We start from the raw sequence: 19261 nt of genomic DNA, 5'->3' as shown, positions 1-19261 counted from the left end.
ATAGCGATGCGCTACATAACACTTAATTTTGCAGCGTCACGCGAGCACGAGCATCTTTCAACGCAAGAAACATAGTTCCGACACCAATAAAAATAAGCGTAAACACAATAAGCAAATACGCAACACCAACGCCTAAAGTAGTGGCGTTAAAAGTCTGTGGAGCAAAACCAAACCAGCCAGCAGGAGCACCATAATTAAGGAAATTGTAAGGCGCGCGCATGGCATGAGTCCCCCAACGAACACCAACAAACTCGCTTAACATAACTGCATAAGCAACATATGCAAGAGGCGGAATCGTAGCAAAATAAATATGTGCACGAGTGGAACGGAAACGGTAGTCAAAAAGTATAAAATCTATGATTGCAAGAAGTGGGGCGATTGCGTGAACGCAAAGACTGCTGCAACCGTTGCTCATATAAGCACCAATAAAACCGAGCTTATTCGTAGGAGCTAAGAAGCAAAGATAAAGCGTAAATGTTACTGCAATGGCGATTGTCATCATGAACTTGAAAATGTACCAAGCGTTGGATTTTGAATCAAACCAAACTGTGGGCGTTGATTGAGAAACAGAGGAAGCGTCGGAAGCTGCGGAAGCTGCGGAAACTGCGGAAGCTGCGGAAGCGGAAGATTCTGCAGAGTTAGTAGCACAACTGCGAGCACGCATAAAGGCAGCAGTATCGAACACAAGTGAGCCAGCAAGAGCCACGCAAATCATAAGATTGGAAAGATTCGTAAAATATGTGAACGTCATGAAACCTTGCCATGAAGCTGCCATTCCGTAAAGCGAGGCGACGATTGCGATGGTGCGAATCGCAGTTCGTACAACATATTCATGCGTGTCGAGTGGATTTGCAGCGGATGTGGTTTCTGATGTGGTTTGTTGTGGCATGGAATTGTTTGCCATGTTTACTCGCTTTCGTGACTTCTATTTATCTACTTATTGTTTATCATGTTTATATTTACATAGTCGAAAGTAAAAATCTGTAGCAGAAGTTGCAAAAATGCGGCGCAATTTTTGTAGATTCCTGCAAGTGCTACAAAACGTTGTGAATTCTCCAGCAAATGTTCCTGAAGCTTTGCAGCATTGCTTCTGCGAACGGTGAGTATTTGCTGGTTAGTGAACTTTAGCGTTATTGCTCTGCAGACGCTGAGTATTTGTTGATGAGTGAACACTAGCATCCGTGCTGCTGCACGAAGGAACGCTCACGCGGATAACGCGCTCGCTACTGAGCTTGCGTTGAAAGCACACTGTGCTTTCAACCCTGAGCAAGCTCGGCGCTCCGAGTTGCTTTCGCGCGCTAAATCGCTGCGCGAAAGCAGGTCGTCGCGCAAACGCAGGAAAGGATGCGCGCAAATGGGGACTTACACACGCTCCAAGTCCACAAACACGGGAAGGTACGCGCTCAATCACAGCGATCAAGCAAGTCGTTACACTAGCACAGAAGGAAGTAAGTCACGAATAAAAGATATAGTCGAAGGATGGTTCGGAGTGCGCGATGCTGCGATAATTCGCAAACAAAACCGCTGAGATTACATCCGTAGAACCTGCTCTAGATAGTGCTAGCGAAGGGAAACATAATGACAACAAATAACATTGCAGAATCAAACAACAGCAACGAAGCAAACAAAGCAAACACAAGCACAGCCGCAAACGCAGCAGCAATAAACAATCAAAGCACAACGCAAGTTGACACCAGCTTTTCTGCACGCGCTCGCCGACGCATGTTCCTCAACGATGTGCGCCAATGCATCGAACGCGTGCGCGCACAGCAGCCACTCACCCACTGCATCACGAACGTCATCGTGCAAGACATCACCGCAAATGTACTCCTCGCCGCAGGAGCATCACCAATCATGGTAACCGACCCGGAAGAAGCGCACGCACTCGCGCAAATCGCCACCGGTGTACTCATCAACGTCGGCACCTTCCATCAACCGGAAACTTCCGAGTACATGCGTGCAGCCGTTGAAGGTTGTGAAAAAGCCGATACCCCATGGGTACTTGATCCTGTTGGCATTGGCGTGCCGGCTCTCGCTCCGCGCACGCGCTTTATACACGAGATTATTAAGCATCACCCTACCGTAATTCGCGCAAATGCTTCCGAAATCATGGCGCTTGCAGGCAAAGAAAGCAACGGCAAAGGCGTAGATTCGCACGATAATGTGAACGACGCGCTTCAGGCAGCACGCGAATTAGCCAAAAAGTACGGCTCAGTAGTGGCAATTTCCGGCGAGAAAGACGCAATTTATGGTCATGGCTGCTTAGCTCGCGTAACAGGCGGCCACAAAACTATGACTAAAGTTGTTGGCACGGGCTGTGCTTTAGGAGCGCTTGTTGCAGCGTACGTTGGCGCAAACCCAGAGCGACCGCTTGCTGCAACTGTTGCTGCGCACGTACATGCTGCAGCCGCTGGAACTTGGGCAGCTCGCCAAACCACAGCTCCCGGAACCTTCCGCACGCTGTGGATGGACGCACTTTCAACGCTAAGCGTAAACGACATGTTTGAGCTCACTAATATTGAGTTTACAGTGGAGCCTGTTGATTGGACGCTGTATTTGGTCACTGATCCACGCATGGGCAATCGACCGGAAGAGCGGGTGGCAGTAGAGTCAATTGAGGGTGGAGTTACGGTTGTGCAGTTGCGCGATAAGTATTCTGACGATACTGAGATTGCCGCTAAGGCGAAGAGATTGCGCCACGCGCTCATTGATTCTGGACATGGCGATGTGCCTGTGTTTATTGATGATCATGTTGATTGTGCAGCTCGGCTTGGTTTTAACCTGCATATTGGGCAAAAAGATATGCCGTTTGTTGAAGCGCGCAAGATGATGCCGGCTGAGTGGATGATTGGGCTTACTTGCGCGCGACCGGATTTGATGGAAAAAGCGTACCGTGAGTGCAAAGAAAATGATGTACCGCTGCCAGATGCGATTGGTATTGGCGCTGCTTTTGAAACACATACGAAGGCGCACGACGTGCCACCGCTTGGCGTTGATGGCGTGAATGAGGTTGCAAAAGTTGCGCACACGATGGGCGTGAAAACGTTGGCAATTGGCGGAATTCACGAGAATACGGTGTTCCCTATTCGCGGTCTTGAAATTGACGGCGTGTGCACAGTGTCGGCGCTGATGTGTGCTGAGGATGCAGCGAAAGTTGCGCGCGAGCTGAAGCGCGTGATTACTGAGTAAGCGCGCGCTTAGACCGTGCGAGCGTTTGTGGACTTACACACACTCTAAGTCCACAAACGCAGGGAAACTCATCTCACGTTTGGAGCGTGCCATGTGGTTATTTGCTCCAAACACGGGGAATTTCCCTCACATTTGGAGAGTTGCAGACTACATAGCACTCCAAACACAAGGAATCCCCCTCACATTTGGAGGGTTACGGACTACATAGCACTCCAAACACGAGGAAGTCCCACGGACTTCCAACTTAAGCGAGTTCCCGCTTTGACCGAGCTTGAAATCCCATTGATTTCAAGCTCGGTCAAAGCGCTCGGAGCGTTAACGCAGTGCGCGATGCGCTTGGTTGAAGAAATCGTATTCGTACACACACGACGTCATGTACGCTTGAGCAGCACGAACACGCTGTTCAGGTGAAGCTTTCTCAAAAGCATCTTCCACACACTCAATTGCCGTACGAACGCACGCGTCAAAGCCTTCCGAAGAATACATTTCAATCCAATCATAGTATGGGTTGCCAGGCTTCAACGCAGCAGCAAGCACATGACCAACTTCCTCATACAACCAATAGCAAGGAAGCACACTAGCCGCTGCCACTACATAATCCTCACCAAATGTCGAAGCAAGCAAGTGATTCACGTAAGCAAGCGTCACTGGCGAACAAACAGGTTGCATTGGTTGACCTGTTTTCTTAAACCAGCCACGATGCAGCTCAGACTCTGCCTCAATGCATCCTGCGGAACTTGACGACCAGTGCACACGCGCTTTATCATCATGTGCTTTAGCTCCGCAAGCCGCCAAAGCTCGCGAGTAGCGTTTCAAATATTCCGCATCCTGATTCAAATAGAAGTCAAACAAATCTTCATCCAAAGATCCGTCACCAAGCGCCTGAATAAACGGCATCCGCATAATATTATTATCGACATCAGCACTCGCGTTCCACAAAGCCGCAGTCCACTTACCAGCGGCAGCAATCCACGGTTTTCGCGCAACAGAATGAGCTGACACAACGCAAGTTTCAGGTTTCGTGCCGTCTAAATCTCGCTCATTAATTTTCATGTGTTCCCATGGTGTTGCCGAAGAATCAAGCTCCATCCTATACTGACGTGCCGCGTGGTTCACCGGCCCATGCCCCTTGCCAACATGCAAATCCGCTCCATGCGCAATCGCTTCATTAAGCCAATGCGTAGTCCAAGATAATGCTTCCGCAACGGTTTCATGATCCTCAAGCTTTTTTCCTTCTCGAAGCGCTAAACCAACGCGAGCCGCTAGAGACGACGAAAGCGAGCAGCCTGTGCCGTGCGTTGTAGAAGTGTCGACGCGTGGCGAAGGAACGTGAATCTCGGTACCGTCTGGGAAAACTGCCGTATTTCCAGCGTCCGTGCCGGTTAAGTGACCACCTTTCACGATTACCACGGTGTTGTTGTCGGCAGCCCAACGGCGAGCTTGTGCGCACGCTTCAGTAAAGCTGGTTGCAGGCTGTTGTTCACACAGCACAGCAAGTTCGGGAATATTTGGCGTAATAATATCCGCTTTTGCAGCAAATTGGCGTAATGCTTCTTCGGCTGATTGTTTCAGCAGACGATCACCAGAAGTAGCTACCATCACAGGGTCGAGTACGATTACTGGCACGGGATGCGATTCAAGCCAGTCGCGCACAAGTTCAATGTATGGTTTGTCTCCGAGCATGCCTAGTTTAACAGCATCAATGCGTACGTCGTCGAATACAGCTTCGAGTTGTGCGCGTAGGAACGAGGTTGGCGGAGTATAGACTTCGCGCACACCGCAAGTGTTTTGCGCAACTAGGTCGGTAGTTACGCACATGCCGAAGCCATGAGATGCCATGATTGATTTGAGGTCGGCTTGGATACCGGCACCACCCGTCGGATCTGTGCCAGCTATGGAGAGCACGCGCGGAATGATTGGATCGTCAAGTGACGGCAACGAGCTTTTTCGTGGAGTTGAGAAAGCTGTATTCGCGGTTGTATTCGCGGTTGTATTCGCGGTTGTATTCACATTAGTAGCGTTTACTACGGAAGTGATTTTACTATCGGCGTTTGTTTGTGCAGGTATTGTCATTATGTTTCCCTTCGCTAGCACTATCTAGATCAGGTTCTGCGGATGTAATCTCAGCGTTTTTGCTTGTGAATTATCGCAGCATCGCGCACTCCGAACCATCTTCGACTATATCGTTCACACACTACTAACGTGGAGAATTTATCTCACGTTTACGCGACGACCTGCTTGAGCGCAGCGATTGAGCGCGCGAAAGCAATTCGGAGCGGAAACTCGCTTAGGTTGGAAGTCCGGGGGACTTCCAACGCGAGTTTCGTAAGCGAGCGCGTTATCCGCGCGAGCGTTACTTGAGTGGGGTGTAAGTCCCCAAAAGCGCGCGCTTACGCATCACAACCTAAGCCACTTGAACTTGAAGAACATCCTACCGCTTCGAAGCGCTTCAGCCGAATCGCCGCAGTGCTTGCTGTCAGTAAGCGAGCCGAAGCCGTTTCCGCTAAGCACAGATGCCAACCATCCGCGCCTACCGAATGCGCCCGATGCTATGAAGAGCGCCATCAATATGCCGAATAAGAAGGTGTACGTAATAGCAGCGTTTCCACCAGTAAACGGCAGCGGAATTGGCGACACGTTAATGCCAGTAATCTTTATATAGCCAATGATTGCCTTCGTATCATCTTTGCCAGCATCATAGTGCTCACTCTTATTCTCTGACTTATCTTTTGTCTGCGCGTATACTGCGTAAACAGCCGTATTCTTATTAGTTATAAGCAACTTCTGCAATTCGTCAGCATCTACACTTGCGTTGCCGTTGGTATCGCGCTTCAAAATAGGCGTGCAAGTATCTTCAACAGGCTTACGATTGTTCAATTTTCGCACGCATACTTGAAGATTCTTCTCAACTGCATCTCGAGAATCAAAATCATCGCTAGCGTCTACTAACAGCTCTTTGCCGTTTACTTTGCCTTTAGCATCTGGATTACCAGTAAATGTAAACTTAATATCGTTAGCAGTAACTTTGTAAGGCTCATCCATAGACGAAGTCTCAAGCGAACCTTTCGCTTCAGCTTTAGGCTTTATTACATCAACCGGCACTACATATACTGGTAGAATTGACTGCGCTCCAGCAATATCACTAAAGTCAGATTTTGCTTCATAACCGTATGTACCTTGCAGACTTTCCCTAGCATAACGGTTTGAAAGCGAAAGCACATAGTGCGAAGAGTTTGAGGAATTATTAACGTATTTTATGCCTTCAAGACCACCAAGAACTTTATCTAGCGTGAATTGAGACGACTTTACATCACCCATTCCCCACTCTGGTATATCAGTTGATTTCGGCGTCATCTTGTTATATTGATCGTTTCCCAAAACACTAGCATTCATACCACTATTTGAATTACGAACTGAAACGCTATTACCGCCGCCATAATAACCATTTGCGGTAACCAAGTCAGGTGCGTTAGTAAACTCACCATTCAGCGTAAAGAAACCAGGACGATTGAAACCATTCTTACCCTGTTCAGCAGCAGCCTTATCTGTGCCATTAACAACACGCAAAGATGGTTGGCTCTTAGCAAAATCATCTTCAGCTTTCTTTAACTCGTTACCAGATTTGCCATTTGTTGCTTCTTTCAATTTTACTGGCATAAGCTTTAACGCATTCTGCAAGTCACCTAAACCTATTTGACCGCTGCTGCTCGCGTTATAGCGATACACAAGCGATTGATGACCAGGCGTGCCAACCAGCTCAAATCCTGGGTCGCTAGAACGTCCGTCAATATATGGCTTATCTTTATCCCACTCAATCGTGTAGTCAGCAGCATCATTACCAACACTTCGCAACCTAGCGAATCTTGTTACAACATTATATCTTGGTTCCGGCGTTACATTTCGCCTACGCCATCCACGCAAAAGAATAAACGAATCCTGCTCATTGCCTGCGTTAGAGTAATTGTTGCGTTTATCTTTCTGCTCAGTAGGCGCAACATACTCCCCACGCTTCCAAGCAACTTCTGACTGGTTTGCAGAAAGCGTATCATCATCATCCACGCTTATAAGACTGTCAGCATCTCCAAATCCAAGCCATTTGCCACCGGAATTGCCATTGCGTAGCACGTAATTTACAGCACGCTTTTCAGAGTCATTCAGCAGCAATGGATGCACTTGTACGACTTTCTTATTGACTACGACTGGGAAGAACACGCAATCTGAAGGCGAGTTCCAATCTTTTGGCGCTTCTGTTTCAGGCCTACACACGCTACTACGTTGCGCAACCATTGAGTCAGCAGATAGCACGTTGCGCATGTCTTCTTCTTTCTCTTCTTCTTTTTCTTTTAACGCATTTGACGCATTACCATTCGTCGAATTGCTATTTACAGCGCTACTTGCATGAGTTGGATTTTCACTGCCGTCTGATTGAGATGAGTTGTTGTTATTCGATAACTCATCCAAATTTTCAGATTTAACGCCAGGCATATTAGACCAAGGTCCGTAAGATTCTGCGCGATTCCTTGCACGCACTACGCTTCCAGGAGCTAAGACTTCAGGATTAAATATTATTGCAGAATTATTTTTCCCATAGTCATTAGAATTCAACGTAACGCCTTGAGGCAGCGTATAACCTTCGCAAACTTGCCACTTATCCGTTGACTTCGATCTACATAATGCTAATGCTTCACTCGTGTCAGTATCGCTTTGAGAATTAGCATTATTACTACTCAAGTTATCCCGTGCACCCAAGCTAGACATGAGATTATTGCTAGATCGTAAACTAGCGAGTTTTGCTTTTTGTGCGCGAGTGAAATACACTACGAGTCGAGTCGCATTCCCACCTGCAACAACTGACACAGCATTATAGTAATTATTCGCAACAGCACCTTCCCAATCATGAAGCCACACGCCAGAAGAAGATAAATCACCATAATGATGACCATCGTATGCGCGCACAATTGGAGCTTTAGCTACAGTCCAACTGAACTTGAATTTGCCTACTACTGCTTCGTCACTCTTATTTCCAGAGTCGTCAGTTACTTGAGCAATCATCTTGAAAGTTGGTGACTTTGTAGCATCATTCCCACGCCATTTTTCTATAAATCCGCGCAACAGTTCCTTGTTGATATTGCCATCTGTAACAAACCTTACGCGAGGAGCTTTTTTAGTTTTTGAATCTGTAACTCCTTCTGCTTCAATGTCTATGCTCAGCGTGTTCTTCAAAGCTTCGCTTACATGCGTATCAGGATTTGCAACATTGAAATCATCATCCATTGCAAGCAAATCTACTACGTTGAACAAGCCCGACTGCTTTGTAATATCAGTCTTATTCATATCAATAGTCGTAGCAGTTCCGCAAGAATCAGCCTTATCTTTAGTAGGATTGCACTCGCCAAGAAGTTTCTTACTAACATCTTTTACTGAAATCCACGGCTTGTTCTTGTCTACTGGCACGAACCACACGTTAATTACATTTGGCGTTTTATTATTATCACCTTCGCCTCTAGCTTCTAATTCTCTCCACGGATTACCGTTGAAAATATAGAGCTGAGTGCGCATTGGCGTTTTTTGACCATTCCTAAGAATTGCAGATCCTAAGTTTGCGCCTGAAGCTTGCTGATTGTAATCTTCTCCACCAGGAATAACGTAACCTTGCGGCTGCAAGAAACTATTTTTATCAGTAATACCATTAGTATTTATACCGAGTCCACCGCCAAGACTGTCTTGTCTTACTAAGTCAACAACGTTTACCCATTCTCCGCGCGAGCCATTCGCTAATTTACGAGCGTAGCCAATGCCATCACCACGCTTAGGCATACTGTTGTATCCACCCCACAGATTTTCTATAGCTGTTTTATTAGTAGCATCAGCATCATTAGTGTTCAACGGGTACAGTGATGGCTGTATTTGGCCTTTAAGCCATTTTTTCTTTGTGCCTTTGAATAAGCTCAAAGCATCATTTGTATTGAAGTTGCTACCTTGGTTAATGTTGAATTTGTACACTAAATATTGCGTACTATCTGCATCGCTACCATACCAATAAAAACCATCGTCACTATCTCTACCCGGTAACTTATCTCCGTTATGAATTAACCAATCATAATCTGCACGAATATCAACAAATCGCGTGATTTTCTTCTGCTTTGGATCAAGCACAGTTTCCTGCTTTTGATCATCTTGAGTGCCAGTGCCTGTTCCAGTTGCTTTTACTACATTAAAAGTCTTTTCTGAACCAGACTTATTTTGACCAGTATTTTTACCGTCAGGAGTTACAGAAAGGCAGATTTTATACTGCTTTGTGTTGTCTTTACAAGAATATTTATCGCTTGTGCCGCCAAGAGTTTTAGTTTCATCTTTCGACCAACCAATTTCATCTTTTCGGTAATCAAACAAACGCGGATTCTTTTGCTTAATTCTATCTATCAAACCCTGTTTTTCAGAAGGATTCAGCTCATACGGGTTCACTTGAACCATGCCATCGTCTGGCCAATTCATTTCAAGTGGAAGTGGCTGAGAAACAGCGTGGTCACTAGTATTAATACCACCGTCAGATCTTCCTATGCCAACATAAATTCTCGAACCGATTTCTGCTAAGTTTTCTGGAATAGTAATTTCACCAGTTTTTGGATTAAAAGTAATCTCTTTTTCATATGGCATAATTTTTGTGAAAAACGCATTAGGAGAATTTATCTGTGCCCAATCGTGGTGTTCGTCTTGGCGATTAAGGATTATTCCTTGGCAGCCATCAGCGCGAGCATTACATGTATTGTAAATATCTGTTGAAGTTCCATTTTTTTCTTCAAAAGGCTTAGTTTTTCCACGTCCCCAAATTCGCACTACTAGCATTTTCACTGATGTAGCGTTTTTAGAAAGCGTCACTTTACCAACATACTTACCATCATTCTGCTTTTGCCAACGCACATTAGGAACAATAAAATTGCCATCAATAATATTCAACTTCACAGTTTTTTGAACATTATTTCCAGCATCATCCCAAGCGTGGAATGTAAACTTTTTAGACGGAACATCACTAGCAGAAGCCGGAGAACCATTAGGATTATCTATAGTTACATAACCGGATTGATCTTTAAGAGTATTAGCACACGCTGTGCTACCGCAAGCTTTTGAACTCTGATCATATTTACTAAAACTGCCAGACCAATTTCTACTAGCTTCCAAAACATCTGTGCTACTAGTATGAGGCACATTCTCCTTCGTACCCATATGCACATGCATATCGTCATGACCTGTTACCAAGAATCTAACACGGCTACCAACGGATACGTTTAATCCACCTTCAGGAACTGACTGAGGCTCACCGCCATCAACGCTCACTTTCACGTCTATAGTTGGCTTCTCGCCGTCAACATGCGTGAATACGAGTGGCAAAACATCCTTAGACTCATCCCAGTATGTAATCTTCGCATACTTAGCTAATACGTATACTGGCTTTACTTCTGGATTCGCGCCAGATTGAAGCATAATGCGATTTTCGTTATTAGTATTAGTTGGAGTTGCGTATTCTTCTTTTACTGGCTTTGAGAAGTCTGCTTTCGCAAGGTTCGCATAATACGCTTTCTCAGAGTCAGTCAAAGCTTGGTCAACAGATTTACCTTTAGGCGCATCATAAAGTTTCCAAATATAACGCTTAGTATCGTTTAATGGCCTAAATTGACACTCTTGACCGTCTTCATTTTTTTCAGCAGCGTTATCTGAAGCTTTATCATCATCACCCTTGCAAGGATCTACTACGTTTACTACAGGAACTTTTACAGCAATCTTTGTTTCTGCATCTTGCAAAGTGTCTGACTTTTTATCATTACCTTTTTTATCAGTCCATTCAACGCTATAAATTGCGCGATCTTTAATAGCTTTGCTTGCTCCGGATCCGCCATCACCATAGCTATCATTGAGTGGATATTCTAAACCATGAGTATCACCAGGATTTTTGCCATCTTTAATAGAACCGTAGTAAACAGAGTCCACGCCATCTGCATATTTAGCATAGTTGTCAATATTCTTCGGAGTATGAGCATCAGGCATGTATATGCGCGGATTTAACGCAATAGCAAAATCATAAATTCCAAGTTTGCTATCAAGGTATTTCACATAGCTTTCTGCTTTACCTAAACTTGTTTTAGGAGAACGATACTTAGCTTTATCATTCCATTCTTCAGTCTGCAAAGGTCTAAACACATCCGCTTGACCAATAATATCGTACTTAAAAGGCATACTCGAGCCCATTTGAAGTTTATCGTTCCAATACTTTACTGTCATCTGGTGAGAGCCAAAAGAAGAATCCTGAGTATTAATATTAGTGTTTGGATCTAACGGCACTCTCCACCAACGGTTTCCTCTCGCATACTTATTATCTGCGGAATTGTATTTTGGAGAAAGAGAAATCTGACCCTTTGCCCACACTTGACCTGTGCACTGAGATTCATCAGCTTTATCGCACACTCTTTGCTGTGAAGGGTAGAAAAGTAAGCTTGTAACACCAATATTATTAGTATGAGCTAATAATTGACCATTATTGCTTGTTAAAGGTCCTAAATGAGTACCGCGAAGGAACTGGAAATGCGGGACTCGCATATCAACTAGATTTGGTATACCGTACCACTGTTGGTACAAAGTCGTGTATTCGTAATTAGTATGGCCCTTACCACCGCGCCACTGAAAGAGTGAATATGGTTCAGAACGACCATATGGATCAGAACGACCATATCGAGTTGCTGGACCATGCCAAGTATCACCATAATAAGTTCCTGCACCATAATACGATGTGCTCAAAGCTCCATATTTTCCATTATCTGAAGTCGTATAATGAATATGGTAACTATAAGGTGATGTTTTATCATCAATGCTATTAGTCAACGTAAATATTTTTGATTTTTCTGGACTATCTGGTCCGCGCAACTCAAGATACAAATGATCAATCAAATCAATATACGTTTGGTTGAATCGCTGTCTACCATCAGGAGGAAGACGAGTACCAGTAAGATGTTCCCCATCGCTTGGGAAACCATAGTTAGTACTGTGATAGCAATCAAAGCCATAACCAGTATGACATGAGCCAAGGCCTCTATTTTTATTTTCGTTATTTTTTTGAGTTCCGCCATTATAAACAGCTGCATCCCTAATAACACCCTCATTTTTAAGGCGATACCAAGCTTTATCAAGAGTTTCAGTATTATTAAGTGTAACTCTTTGAACACCGTTATCAAGGCAAAAACCGTTAGGATTAACCCAATCTTTTGAACAAGTGCGCTTAGTTGCATCAAAATGCAAGCGCTCTACATACTGATCGTACTGACCATTACTTGCATCGAGCTTCTGATCTTTAGGAACAACGAAATATGTTAAAGCATTAGCAGCACCATGAATACGCGCACCCATGTTGACGAGCACATCCCAGATATAGCCTTTGCCATCGCGTTTAGGAGTACGCTTCATAAAAATATAATCGTGCACATCATCAAGCTGATTAAACGCCAAAGGATCAACACCGTTTCTGCCTGCATCATACGGCAAATTACGAAGACGTTTTTGTAAATACGTTCCGCGCGGATACGGAGTAAAGTTTGGATCATTTTCATTGTAAATACCTTGAGGACTAGCAAAATTGCTATATACAGTACTCCAAGGATTTGGTTTGCGCTCCATATCAGCGCCACGTGATGCACGGTGACCCATTTGGTCGCCGTCATCAGTAATGCATTCGGAACGAGCGTATTGTCTATAGCAACCTGGGCGGAACTCCATTTTGCTATTGCGATTACTATCACGATTACTATTGCTTGAGCGATCAGTATTGCTAGCACGATCAGTATTGACAAAAGCACCGTCCGCTCCGCTTTGCGAAGCCATACCTTCAGCAGCGCTCATCATAGCACTGTCAATAAGGCTCTTAGTATCCCCATCACCCTTCGCATCACTGCTATTGATAACGCCATTCGCGCTACCGATATACCCACCATTTTGAAATCTTGCGAATACATCATCGTCACCGTTGACAAAAACTGGCGATGGTGCTGGTTGCATAAGCGAACCATTAGAAACAGGAGCGGGAGCAGTCTCAGAACGCTTTGTTGCTGATTGCTTTGCTGCTGCATGCTTTATTGCTGAGTGAATGGAACTTTTTGCGGTACTCGCCGCAACCGCAGTGTCAGCTGTCAAGCACATCGGCAGCCACATCGCTACTGCAAGAGCGCAAATAAGAATTGCTCGTAACGCGCGCATCACGATATTAGAAAGCGTACGAACAGTAGCAGAAAGCATACGAACAGCATCACGTCCCGCTCGAATTGCGCTCTGCGTTGCGTTACCAATACGCGCAAGAACATTTAGCACAATAGTCCACGTATTTCTCATTGTCCACTCATTTCACCGTTCGCTACAAATACTGCCATACCCTGCTACTTCTGCGCACTTGTTGCTCGCGCTTACTGCACGCTTACTGCACGCTTACTGCACGCTTACTGCACGCTTACTGCACACTTACTGCACGCTTACTGCACGCTTAAGTAGGTTTCCACAAACTTTCACACGCATTTGCACACTGTATTCGCAAAATTGTTTGACGTAATGCAGTTGTTGTTATGTATATATTTTCGGTTGTTCAGTTATTGGTTATTCAATTATTGGTTGTTCAATTATGAGCTGTTCAGTTATCGGTTATTCAGTTATTGGTTATTTAGTTATAAGTTTAATGTTTTCAGTTATGCCTAGCCAGCGCAACCGAAAACTGATTGCACACAAAGAACAGCCATCGAAAAAGCTCATAGCTAAAGACCGAGCACATTCATAATCCAATCGAGTATGCTTTCAGTTTTACGATTCGCTTTTTGCTGCTGCCGATTACGTTGCGTCGCACCCGTATATTGCTGATTCTTTGCGCGATGACTGCGTTTTCTGTGAACACCTGCAGAACGAACCTTCGGGCGCTTACGCAACCTATTGGCAACAGCTTGCGCTTCAGCTCGCTCAAGATCTGCAGTACTGGAGGCAGGCACAACGCTGGAGGCAGGCACAACGCTGGAGGCAGGCGCAACGCTGGAGGTAGACACAACGCTGGAGATAGGCGCAAATTCAGCTGTGTCATCTCCGAAAGGCATATCCCCGGCGGAAGTTGAGTTCTCGGCGGAAGTTGCATTTCCGGCGGAAGTTGCGTTTCCGGCGGAAGCTTTGACTAACGCAGCTAACTGCTCAGATGCCACAGCCGCAGAATCCAGAGCCGTAGAATCCAGAGCCGCAGAATCCAGAGCCGTAGAATCCACAGCCGTAGAATCCACGCGAGCATCATCAGTGTTCGCACTAGCCTCAACGTCCGCATCGGCAGCACCAGCATCAGCACCAGCAGCACCAGCAGCACCAGCACCAGCATCAGCACCAGCAGCACCAGCACCAGCATCGCTTTCGTCGTCTTTCTTTTTCTTCTTAACCGGCAAACCAGCCCACCAAATGTAACTACCAACTACCAGCAAGCTGCCAGCACACCCAACAACCCACCATGGGAAGCGTGGAATATCCGGCTTTTTACCACGAAGCGCCTTATCAGCCGCCGGCGTTGGTATCACGCGCTCACCCGTCACCAAAATGCGCTGCGTATTAATACCAAGCGGCGTGCACGTAATCAGCGTCACCAAATCCTTGCCAGGAACAGCAGCAATCTTCTTCGTCTCGTCCGGATTCACAACGATTTTGTCAACTACCTTGTAGGTAAGAATCTCGTCGAAAACCTCAATCGTAAACGTGTCACCCTTAATAATCTCGTCCAAACGCGTAAACATTTCCGCACTAGCAAGACCACGATGGCCCGTAATCACCGAACGCGTGCCCTTACCGCCAACCGGAAGCGACGTGCCGCGCAAATGACCAAGACCCTTAAGCAACGTGGCATCTTCTGTGCCGTGGTAAACCGGCAAATCAAGATCAATTTTCTTGATGCGAAGGCGAGCCATCAGCCCGTCATCGTTAGCTTTTAGCTGCTCCCAGTAGTCCTCGCTGGCGTCCGAAGTTTCACCATGCGAAGTTGGAATATTTGTGTTTGCTTCGTAAATAGCACCAGAAGAAAGTTTCTGGTTATATTCACGCGCACGACGCAACTGCTCGTGCGGAGCCGGGACCGCGTGCGTGATGAGCTTCGCATACTCAGCCGCAACTTCCGACATGTGGTACTGACTCAGCCACATAGCGGCGTGCGGGTAAATCAGCGATGCGAACGACGCAAGTAACAGCAACGATGGAATAATGCATGACTTAGAGAAGCGCCATTTTTGGGTGCTGGCTTTTTTGGTTGTTTGAGGTTTGGTGTCACCTGCGTTTGGATAAGCTTGATCATCGCGACGACCGTGTTCCTTACGATAATCGCGTCGATCTGGCTTAACCGCCACAATGTGACTCTCAAAAAACCTAAACATGTTAGTAAATCCTGTTGAAGGCGTTCGTGTGCAAGTGTTCCTTCGTCGCTTTATTCTTAAATGTTCTTAACGATACGCTCGCGTTTTATTACGCTCGCTTGCGAAACTCGCGTTGGAAGTCCACTGGACTTCCAACTTTAGCGAGTTTCCGCATTGAAGTACCTTCGCGCGCTACGCTTTAAGCGCTCAGGCAAGTCAATGCGCAGTCCTCTTTTATTGCTGAACACAATTTTTCCAGCCTCTCAACATACTAAACAACAACACAAAACTCATAGACTCGTACAGAAAGTTACGCAACTGCGTGGTTTACTCAGTGCAACTGAAGTTGCGCAACTAAGCTACGGATTGGTTTTTTGTTGGTAAATTATTTTTGGTGTGACGCGTGCAGTAGCGCGAATGCTAGTGTTCTTTAAGCAATAAATACTCAACGTCCGCAGAGCATTAATGTTAAAGCTCACTAAGCAACAAATAGCCGCTGTTTGCAAAGCGATGATGCAAAGCTTCAGGAACAACGTTCGCAAAGCACAACCGCAAAGCTACACAAGCAACGTTTGCAAAGCATTACTGCAAAGCTATAGAATCAACGGCTGCAGAAGCACAACCGCAAAGCTTCAAAATCGCTTTTCGCAGAAGCACAACCGCAAAGCTACACAAGCAACGTTCGCAAAGCATTACTGCAAAGCTTCAGGAACTTTGACGGAGATTTCTCTCCTTCAACTTTGCTTTGCGAAATTCTTGAGTTTCGTCTATGAGTTTTGGCTAATGTGTTTGGTGTTTAGTGTTGTGAGGTCAAGGAAATTTCAGCATCGTGCGTCCCGTCGCTGCGCTCCTCTTTTAGCACTCTGCCCGAAATTTTCTTGACCTCTATCTCACTAATCTTTAACACAAAACTCATAGACTCGTACAGAAAGTTGCGAAAGTGCGTGGTTGTGAACGGCAGTTATGAGATGCGGCTGTGAGAAATAGGAATTTATTATCTTTCACAGCTAATAAGGCCACTCAAAACGATTGCGCAGTTTGGTTCGGAACCAAGCTGCGCAACCGACAGAGTAAATCAGCTGAACAACCAAGCAAAGTCACTCAGCCAGCCGAGCGAGTTTTACTCCTGCTCTTGCTCCTTGCGACGCTTCATCACAATGTAGAAGAACGTGCCAGCGATGCCGACAATGCCGCAAAGCGTCAAAATCACCAAGCCGCGAGCACCGGTCATTGGCAAGGCGTTAACGATCTTGCTCATTGGAGTCGACTTCATATCCTTAACAACTGCAGAATTTGCTGTAGCAGCAGTCGTTGCACTATCTTCTACAAGGTCGTAGCAAACCGGCTTAGTGTATAGGTCGTAACCTGCTGGAGCTTCAGTTTCCACGATGCAATAAGTCTTGTTCGTGGTCTTTTTATCGCTATCTTTTCTTACAAACAACTTTACAGAGTCAGTACCGTGGGTCTTAGTCTCGCCTACGGTCTTTTCCTTTGTTTCCAAAGAACTTCCGACCTTTTTACTAGTAATAGCAGCGTCATTATTTTTGAAGGTGTAGCTACCGCTGGAATTTTCGACAGACGTTACATCAGCTTTCTTTTTACCAGTAATTTCGTACACATCAAACTTTGCACCGTCCAAAGGCTGTTGGTTATCATTGTCTTGCTTTGTGACATGCAATGTGCCGTAGTGGGCGGTATCTGATGGTGCAGTCTTGCAATCGTCACTTGGTTTTGTACTGTCAGGATCGCAAGGGTTCTTTTTATCACCGGTCTTGTTGTTATCAGCCCAAGTGTTGGCGATGTTCTTCACGTCTTTCACACCTGCACCAACCTTAGTTACCACCTCAGCCTCGAGCTTAGCAATCTGACCAGCGGTCTTAGCAGCAGAATAGAAAGCGTAAGCCGTGGTTAAGCCGTTTGTTGTACCAGTCTTAGTAAGGTCGAGTGTAACTAATTGATTATCATCAGCAGGCGGTGTGACTGTGTATTCAGTATTTTTAAGATCCTTTGAAGTATCAGTACCCTCAACCGCAGCTCCAGTTGTGGTGTACTTTACAAGCCTAACTTTCTGAACTTTATCGAAAGTCAAGCCCTTAGCTAACTTATCGCTAAAGCCGATAGCATCGTACGCTTGACCTGCAGCTGGTGATGGAAGTGGGATAGCGATCTTCCAAGTGATACGAGTATCGTCTGTCTTACCTGTGGAATCAGCAACTACATCCATACGAGTTGGGTCACTAGCTGTCTTTGTTGGCACCTGATTTGTTGTGTCGTTCTTTGGATACACGTGAACGTCGTAAATCCAGGTCTTAGTTTTTGAATTTGCTAATGGCAAAGTTACGAAGAACGGATCTACGCGACCAGTAACCGTAACATGCTTGCTATTAATCTTTGCGCCATCTGTGTTAGTTTCTTCAACAAGGTAAAGAGACTGCTTCAAGCCAACACTTACAACAGTTCCGTTACCTTCAGTACCAGTCTTAACAAACTTTACCAAGCCTTGAGCGTTGGTTGTGCCTTCAGCTAGCTCTGTCTTGGTAAACACGTGACCTGCAGTGGTATCAGTCTCACTCGTCTTAAGGTAATCAGAAGGGTTTGGATTATCTTTGTTAATTACGCTAATTTCTTTCCAACCATCTGGCTTGGATAAATCGATGTCTTTTCCGTCCTTTTGAACCTTGTAAAGCGTAAACTTAACGCCTTCAACAGGTTTCTTGTCTGTTCCCATCGTTTTTTCAGAGCCGTCAGAGCGATCTGTTGCGCTTGCAGGACCCTGATACTTGTGAATAGACAAAGAAACATCCTTAGTAGTAACAATGTTTGCAGTGCTTGCACCTTGTGGCTCACCAGCCCAGGCGATGGAGCCTGCAATGCAGCAGGTGCCAAGTGTGCATGCTGCAGCTAATACAGCTGCGGCGCGTTTCCATGGAATAGTTTTTAAACGCATATTCCCTCTCTTCCCTACGATACAGAATCGTTTATATTGTGATTGTTGTTGTAAAAAGCTAATAAAACGAGCGGTAATACTATGAGGAATCTTGTAGTGTGATACCGCGTACCCGTATTATTCAGCTATCTGTGAGTTGTGCTCGACACGCTCAACTCTGAGTACTCTCGATTCTAACTCTTAGCAAGACGAAAAAATAGACATAGTATAACACCAACAAATGTTTATGCTTTTAGACAGTCTACCCCCCCCCCGCTAAAAACCGCATAAAATCAACATTTTGACATGTGACGAGACGACAATATACTGCCCAAATTCGCTGATTTTATTTTTCCCAAACTTTTTTAACCAAATCATCGGCGTGTCGCATTGATTCGCTTTTCGCTTAAGCGTAGCGCGAAAAGCGACCCAATGCGATAGCGCTTGCTCAGAGTTGAAAGCACAGTGTGCTTTCAACGCAAGCGCGCACTCGATTGTGCTTTCTTTATTTTTTAAGAAAGCACAATCTGCCGAGCAAAAATCCAATAAGACATAAATACAATTGACTCGCTTTTCGCTTAAGCGTAGCGCGAAAAGCGACCCAATGCGGTAGCGCTTGCTTAGGGTTGAAAGCACGGTGTGCTTTCAACGCAAGCGCGCATACACGACCAAAGAAGCTTTGCAGTCGCGCTTTGCAAACATTGATTACTTATTGCTTAGTGAACTTTAACATTCATGCTCTGCAGAC

General features: G+C 45.5%; 5 protein-coding genes, 1 pseudogene and 1 riboswitch. Of the genes and pseudogenes, 1 reads left to right on the top strand and 5 read right to left on the bottom strand.

The window, feature by feature from the left end:
* Positions 1-22: 22 nt before the first annotated feature.
* Complete coding sequence (locus tag HXT28_RS00460) at positions 23-904, bottom strand: hypothetical protein (protein WP_422113474.1); 882 nt, start codon at positions 902-904, stop codon at positions 23-25.
* An 818-nt stretch (positions 905-1722) separates the two neighbouring features.
* Between HXT28_RS00460 and thiM the strand changes: the two genes are divergently transcribed.
* The gene (thiM, locus tag HXT28_RS00455; RefSeq protein ID WP_419471013.1) at positions 1723-3189 is read left to right on the top strand and encodes a hydroxyethylthiazole kinase; all 1467 of its coding nucleotides are present in this window, start codon (positions 1723-1725) and stop codon (positions 3187-3189) included.
* Positions 3190-3504: 315 nt separating this feature from the next.
* Here thiM and HXT28_RS00450 read toward each other — a convergent pair whose 3' ends face one another.
* The 4 genes and pseudogenes from HXT28_RS00450 to HXT28_RS00435 form a co-directional block, all read right to left on the bottom strand.
* Complete coding sequence (locus tag HXT28_RS00450) at positions 3505-5262, bottom strand: bifunctional hydroxymethylpyrimidine kinase/phosphomethylpyrimidine kinase (protein WP_422113473.1); 1758 nt, start codon at positions 5260-5262, stop codon at positions 3505-3507.
* Positions 5252-5365, bottom strand: a riboswitch (TPP riboswitch). Its footprint overlaps the gene before it by 11 nt.
* A gap of 221 nt (positions 5366-5586) precedes the next feature.
* On the bottom strand, positions 5587-13560 hold the full coding sequence (locus HXT28_RS00445) for a cell wall-binding protein (protein ID WP_422113472.1): 7974 nt from the start codon (positions 13558-13560) through the stop codon (positions 5587-5589).
* A gap of 1045 nt (positions 13561-14605) precedes the next feature.
* A pseudogene (locus HXT28_RS00440) lies at positions 14606-15608 on the bottom strand (class C sortase); the annotation flags it as partial.
* 1099 nt (positions 15609-16707) lie between these two features.
* The gene (locus tag HXT28_RS00435) at positions 16708-18534 is read right to left on the bottom strand and encodes a SpaH/EbpB family LPXTG-anchored major pilin (protein ID WP_422113471.1); all 1827 of its coding nucleotides are present in this window, start codon (positions 18532-18534) and stop codon (positions 16708-16710) included.
* Positions 18535-19261: the final 727 nt, after the last annotated feature.

Origin of the sequence: Gardnerella washingtoni, assembly GCF_049262705.1 — a bacterium.
Lineage (GTDB): Bacteria > Actinomycetota > Actinomycetes > Actinomycetales > Bifidobacteriaceae > Bifidobacterium > Bifidobacterium vaginale_D.
This window is presented reverse-complemented; position numbering and strand designations above follow the sequence as displayed.